The 5325-nt window shown below is 35.8% G+C and carries 5 protein-coding genes and 1 pseudogene; 4 read left to right on the top strand and 2 right to left on the bottom strand.

Annotated elements, in window-relative coordinates; genetic code table 11:
* Positions 1 to 528: 528 nt before the first annotated feature.
* Positions 529 to 2046, bottom strand: a complete 1518-nt coding sequence (locus ADA55_RS25855; RefSeq protein ID WP_048689182.1) for a phospholipase D-like domain-containing protein — start codon at positions 2044 to 2046, stop codon at positions 529 to 531.
* An 808-nt stretch (positions 2047 to 2854) separates the two neighbouring features.
* Positions 2855 to 3151, bottom strand: a complete 297-nt coding sequence (locus ADA55_RS25845; protein WP_048689178.1) for a hypothetical protein — start codon at positions 3149 to 3151, stop codon at positions 2855 to 2857.
* Positions 3152 to 3832: 681 nt separating this feature from the next.
* On the opposite strand from ADA55_RS25845, the gene ADA55_RS25840 reads away from it, so the two are divergent.
* From ADA55_RS25840 to ADA55_RS25825, 4 genes and pseudogenes are all read left to right on the top strand, one after another.
* Positions 3833 to 4039 (top strand): DUF1657 domain-containing protein, encoded by a 207-nt coding sequence (locus tag ADA55_RS25840; RefSeq protein ID WP_048689175.1) that lies wholly within the window; start codon positions 3833 to 3835, stop codon positions 4037 to 4039.
* Positions 4040 to 4119: 80 nt separating this feature from the next.
* Positions 4120 to 4587 carry a YhcN/YlaJ family sporulation lipoprotein gene (locus tag ADA55_RS25835; RefSeq protein ID WP_048689172.1) on the top strand — a complete coding sequence of 156 codons (468 nt, stop codon included), beginning with the start codon at positions 4120 to 4122 and terminating at the stop codon, positions 4585 to 4587.
* 20 nt (positions 4588 to 4607) lie between these two features.
* Positions 4608 to 5087, top strand: a complete 480-nt coding sequence (gene spoVAC, locus ADA55_RS25830; RefSeq protein WP_048683806.1) for a stage V sporulation protein AC — start codon at positions 4608 to 4610, stop codon at positions 5085 to 5087.
* A pseudogene (locus ADA55_RS25825) lies at positions 5087 to 5325 on the top strand (stage V sporulation protein AD); the annotation flags it as partial. The gene spoVAC and the pseudogene ADA55_RS25825, both read left to right, overlap by 1 nt.

The raw sequence follows: 5325 nt of genomic DNA, 5'->3' as shown, positions 1-5325 counted from the left end.
AAGGTAGGAATGCAATGGGGTAATCCCAAAAACTATATTGTGCACCAACTACATCTAATAAGGTTGTTGTCAAGATAATTATGGTACCAAAAAACAAAATTTCTAAAATAATGTCTCGTTTAACGAGTTTAGCCCATAGAACCCAAGGCACAACTAAAAAACCGACTAGTATCCACTATTCCCAAGTTAAAAACTCATTCTTTAGCCAATCATTTAGTTCTATAAGGTACGGTTTATCTTCTAATAAACGTATTTCCTTAAGATTTTCAAATATATTATCTATTGATATCCCCCTATATTTCAATTAAAGGTAACAGATATTTTTGAATTCAAACTCTTTGAGCTGCCTTTTTAGTATTACCGTTTTTTAGTAATGAATTTCCATCGTAAATAAGAAAAAAACCCATGTTGAAAGTTCTTCTTACACGGGTTTTCGACTTTTTTCAAATGAATCAGAAATATTTTAAAAACAATGAAATTTTTTAAATCTAGATTTAAGATAGAACAATAAAAACAGGATACATCAACTTATAATAATGGAGAAAGCAGGCGAGAACCCTGTTCAACAATGCGCTCGGTCAGGGATCGTTGCAACAAGTCTTCAATTCTTAATGATACAGAATCAGTAAGATCCCTCTCGAACTGCTCTGTGAGTTCCCTTGCCACATCAGCACTGTACACGACTTGACACACTTCATAATTCAGGCGAAAACTTCTCATATCATAGTTTGCTGCGCCTACTTCTGCAATTTCCTCATCAATGATCATCAGTTTCGCATGTAACATTCCTTTATCATACTGGTAGATTTGGACCCCAGCTTCTATAAGTTCCCCGTAATAGGTACGACTTGCAAAGCCCACGATTTTTTGATCAATATGGCGAGGAACAAGTAATCTTACGCGTACACCACGAGCCACAGCTGTCTTTAATGCCATAATAATATCTGTTTCTGGTATAAAGTAGGGCGTTGTTATATCAATGGTTTTGGTCGCTTGTGTTATTAATATAAAGTAAGCTTGACGAATAACTGGTGTAGGAATTCCAGGGTTTCCTTCCAACGTATGGATGTATGCTTTTTGCAATCCTCCTGTCTTTGTTTGGGTATTGTCTGTTTTACCTTCTATAGGCCATAACTCAGATCCTAATTCGGCAGACCATCTTGAAAGATCTATGCTCCCGGTTGGATTGATTTCCTTTGATTTATATTTTGGGATTTTAGTGGGCTTTTTCGTTGCCTCAGATTTTGTTTTTGACTTTATCCGTTCTGGTACAGCGATATTCCAATGAACGTCGAAGATAGTCTGCAAGTCGCCTGTTGCTTCCCCTATAATTTGCAAATGAGTGTCCCTCCAAAATCCTACGTCTGGCTTTAATCCTGTATATTCATACCCAACGTTCATACCCCCAGTAAAGGATTCCTTTCTGTCAATCGTGACAATCTTACAATGATCCCGATAATTCCAATTGGACAAAATCCAGGGAAAGCTTAAAGGAAATATTGTCCGACATTCTATCCCTGCTTCCACCATCTGAAGAATTTTTTGACGCGGAAATTTTTTACTCCCCCAACCATCTCTAATAAAACGAACCCGCACTCCATTTACTGCTTTTTCGATCAGCAGTTCTGTGATGCGATTACCAATATGGTCATTCCGATAGATGAAATATTCCAGATCAATGGTTTTTTTGGCTTTTTGTAGGGATTCGATAAGTTGTTCATATTTTGCTATTCCATTGTTTAGTACTTGGACTTTGCCGACTCGAAGCCCGCCTACAGTAAAATACCTTAAAGCATCGGCGATTATCGATGCTGAATCACCATATGTATCAGGTAACTTATTAGACTCATTATGAGAAGAGGTCAATCTTTTACGATGAATAAGCTTGGGATTTGATATGCTAAGATATAGTAAGAAACCAATGACAGGCAAAACAAGGACGATTACTATCCAATTCAAAGCTTTGGCTGGCCGCCGAACTTCCCAAATTGCTATGAATAACATAAAGAACGTATTTAACAAGTATAGATAAAAATTCCACTCCAACTAAAATTCCTCCCTTGTTTTTTCTTAACATATACAAACTATGTAGCGAGTATACGTTTGGAATACGAATGAATTGTTTAGATAGACCTTTTCTCATGAGACACCCTAAATAATTTTAAGAATGGGGCTGCGAATACGTGGTAAAGGGAAGGTAAGAGAAGTATCGAACAGTTCCTAAAAGATAATTACAAAAATGGAGATCATAGCTAACGAGTATATAATCTACATCCCCTATACAACTGTCGATGCCTTAGAAAAGACTGTGTATGATATTCTCGGTGAATTGGATAATGAGGCTGATATGAGGAATTGTTTTATTGAAGCAGAGGTTTATTGCGATGAATTAGACTCGCATGGTAATTTCAATGGGTTTATTTTTGTTTTTTCCTATTGTCATTTCTTTTCTATTGCCTTATTTAACAATTAATTACTTTATTAGAAGAAATCCTGCGGACTAGAGCAGCTACCCTGTCACTAGGCCAATTAGTTTGTTAGCCCCTTTTTTGGAGGAGTATTAGTTGGATTATTGGCTGGAGCATTATTGAGTAGATATAGATATTATCCTTATCCATATATTCCTTATCCGTACTATCCATTGGCATACCCCCTTTATTCGTATTATTATTAATTATTTTAGCTCTGTAACTCTCCATACAGAAGTAGTCTCCAAATACTGGGGATAAAGATTTATCCCCTTGGAAAAGTAAACTTTTTTAGATATATAATAAAGTTCAATTTGAAGCATAAAAAAAATACCGTTTGAAAACAAACGGTATTAAAACATATTGCTGTTTATCTATTTAAATTATTATTCATCTGTATTATCTGGGTCGTTTACATCTTTAGGATCTTCAATTGGTTCTTCTGAATCAGGAACTAAATCAGCTTCATCATCATCTGGATCTTCTGAATCAGGAACTAAATCAGCTTCATCATCTTTATTTTCATCTGTATTATCCGGATCTGTTGCATCGTTAGGATCTTCAATTGGTTCCTCTGTATCAGGAGGAGCTGGATCATTATCCCCATCTGTATTATTACATCCCATTAACATCGTGGCAGAAAGAAAAACAACTGTTAATAGTCTTAACCAATTATGATTCATTTTTATCGTCCTCTCTATTGGTTTTTTACTTGCAATATTACCTTCTCCCTTTCAACCTTTTTTATACAATCAAATTTTACTGCATCAACTTTATCTTCAATCACAGAGAATTTCACGATGATGTTTTATAGCAGTGGATGGGAGTCACCCCGGTAAGGCAAGGCATTCAGATTTTGCACTCTATTTGTTTCCAAAACCCGGCTAAATGAAATCAGGGCTGGTTAAATCAACATCGATGTTAATAATTTTTTAAAATGGATTCTGAAGTTCTTAGCTTTATGCTCAAAATATCTACTATGAATTGATTCATTTGATAAAAATAACAATAAAAACACTCTTGATGGATATATTAAGAATGTTTTCTATAAAAAAATAAAAAAGGAGCTAGTGTTATGCGGTTACCCCAAGACTTTAAAATTTTTTTAGGAATAAACCCATCTAGGCATAAAACAGAAGGGTTAAGTGATCCAAGCTTTTCACATCTCATCATACATAAGCAGATACATAGGGATAAAGTATTCGTACCATTAAATTTAAAGAGAATTCGGAATCGTTTTTAGCAATGTAAAATAGCAACCGTTGGATATAATTTACGGTTGCTATTTTACATTTCAAGGTATATAAAGTTCTGTTTTCGCCATTCTAAAAAAGTAATTTATTAAAAACAAGGAGGCGTTATTCATGACAGTAATCAATGACCTTAAGACAACTCTTGCAGGTTTGAAAAGTGCACAGGCTAGCTTCGAAACCTTTTCACTTGGTACAGACAACGAACAAGCAAAGCAACTTTACCAAGATGCTGCTAAACAAACTCAATCCGTTGTAGACACCATTGAACCACGTATTCAACAAGTCGAACAAGAAGAACCCCAATACAAACAACAATAATGTAAAAGCTAGGGAAGGAAGGTTGGTTGAGTGTTAACCAACCTTTTTTACCTTCAAGATAATAAATAAAGGGTGATCTCATGAAAGATAAAATAAACCAATTCATCATGTTTCTTTTATTACTAACTATTATCGGATTAGGTTCAGGTTGTAATCAAAATCAATCTGGTGAGGACCATGAGGATTTAAGTATTTCACAGGTACATACAAGCAAGCCAATCGATCAATCCGTGGCGAATCAAGCAAAAAAGAAGGTTATCAAAGAGGAAGACATTTCGGATGTGAAGGCTGTGAATACGGATAAAGAGCTATTGATAGCGATCAAAGTCGAAAACTTTGATCGTTTTCGATTAAAGAAAATCGAAAAGAGCGTGAAATCAGACTTGGAAAAAGACTATCCAGATCATAAAATCTTGGTTTCGACCGATTCAAAAATGTATTTGGAACTTGATCAATTAGAACAAAAAATCCAAAAGGATAACACAAATCGGAAGGAAGTAGAAAAGGATTTTAATAAAATCAAAAGTCTGATGAAAGAAAAAACCTAAGGAGAAAGAGGAGTCGGACCATGTCGAATAAACAAAAGAAACAATTGACACCTGTTCAACAAGAATATCAAGGGATTCAAAAACATCGAGAAACAAAAAGACCAGTGGTTAAAAATTGCATAAAAGCATTTTTAACAGGAGGCCTTATTTGTCTGATCGGACAGCTCATTTCTGCCTTTTATATTTATTATTTTGATTTTACGGACCAAACAGCTGGAAATCCAACCGTAGGGACTTTAGTTTTTATTACGATGCTTCTTACAGGTTTCGGGGTCTATGATCGTATGGCTCAATTTGGCGGGGCTGGGACGGCTGTACCGGTTACTGGTTTCGGCAATGCCGTCATTTCTGCAGCGATTGAACACCGAACTGAAGGGTTCGTATTAGGGGTAGGCGGTAATATGTTTAAACTCGCAGGATCGGTTATTCTATTTGGCGTCTTTTCGGCGTTTGTCATTGCCTTGATTAAAACAATTCTTATACAGTGGGGTGGTTTGTGATGTTAGAAGGTCATCGTACATGGGTCTTCGAACAAAAGCCCGTGATTATTTCTACAGGTACAGTCGGAGGGCCATTTGAAGCAGATGGAGCTATCGCGGAAGATTTTGATCTTCTGCATGCCGATTTATGGCTTAATCAGGATTCCTATGAAAAAGCTCATAAAATAATTTTTGAAGAAGCTTGTCAAAAAGCCATGGAAAAAGGCGGAATTCAAAAGGAACAGGTTCAGTTTCTCCT

It is taken from the genome of Bacillus sp. 220_BSPC, from assembly GCF_001054655.1.
Classification (GTDB): domain Bacteria; phylum Bacillota; class Bacilli; order Bacillales; family DSM-1321; genus Peribacillus; species Peribacillus frigoritolerans.
This window is presented reverse-complemented; position numbering and strand designations above follow the sequence as displayed.

Excerpts from the sequence above, each read along its gene's own strand:
- ADA55_RS25835 (WP_048689172.1), top strand. The coding sequence starts at position 4,120 with ATGAAAGATAAAATAAACCAATTCATCATGTTTCTTTTATTACTAACT.
- ADA55_RS25845 (WP_048689178.1), bottom strand. The coding sequence starts at position 3,151 with ATGAATCATAATTGGTTAAGACTATTAACAGTTGTTTTTCTTTCTGCC.
- spoVAC (WP_048683806.1), top strand. The coding sequence starts at position 4,608 with ATGTCGAATAAACAAAAGAAACAATTGACACCTGTTCAACAAGAATAT.
- ADA55_RS25840 (WP_048689175.1), top strand. The coding sequence starts at position 3,833 with ATGACAGTAATCAATGACCTTAAGACAACTCTTGCAGGTTTGAAAAGT.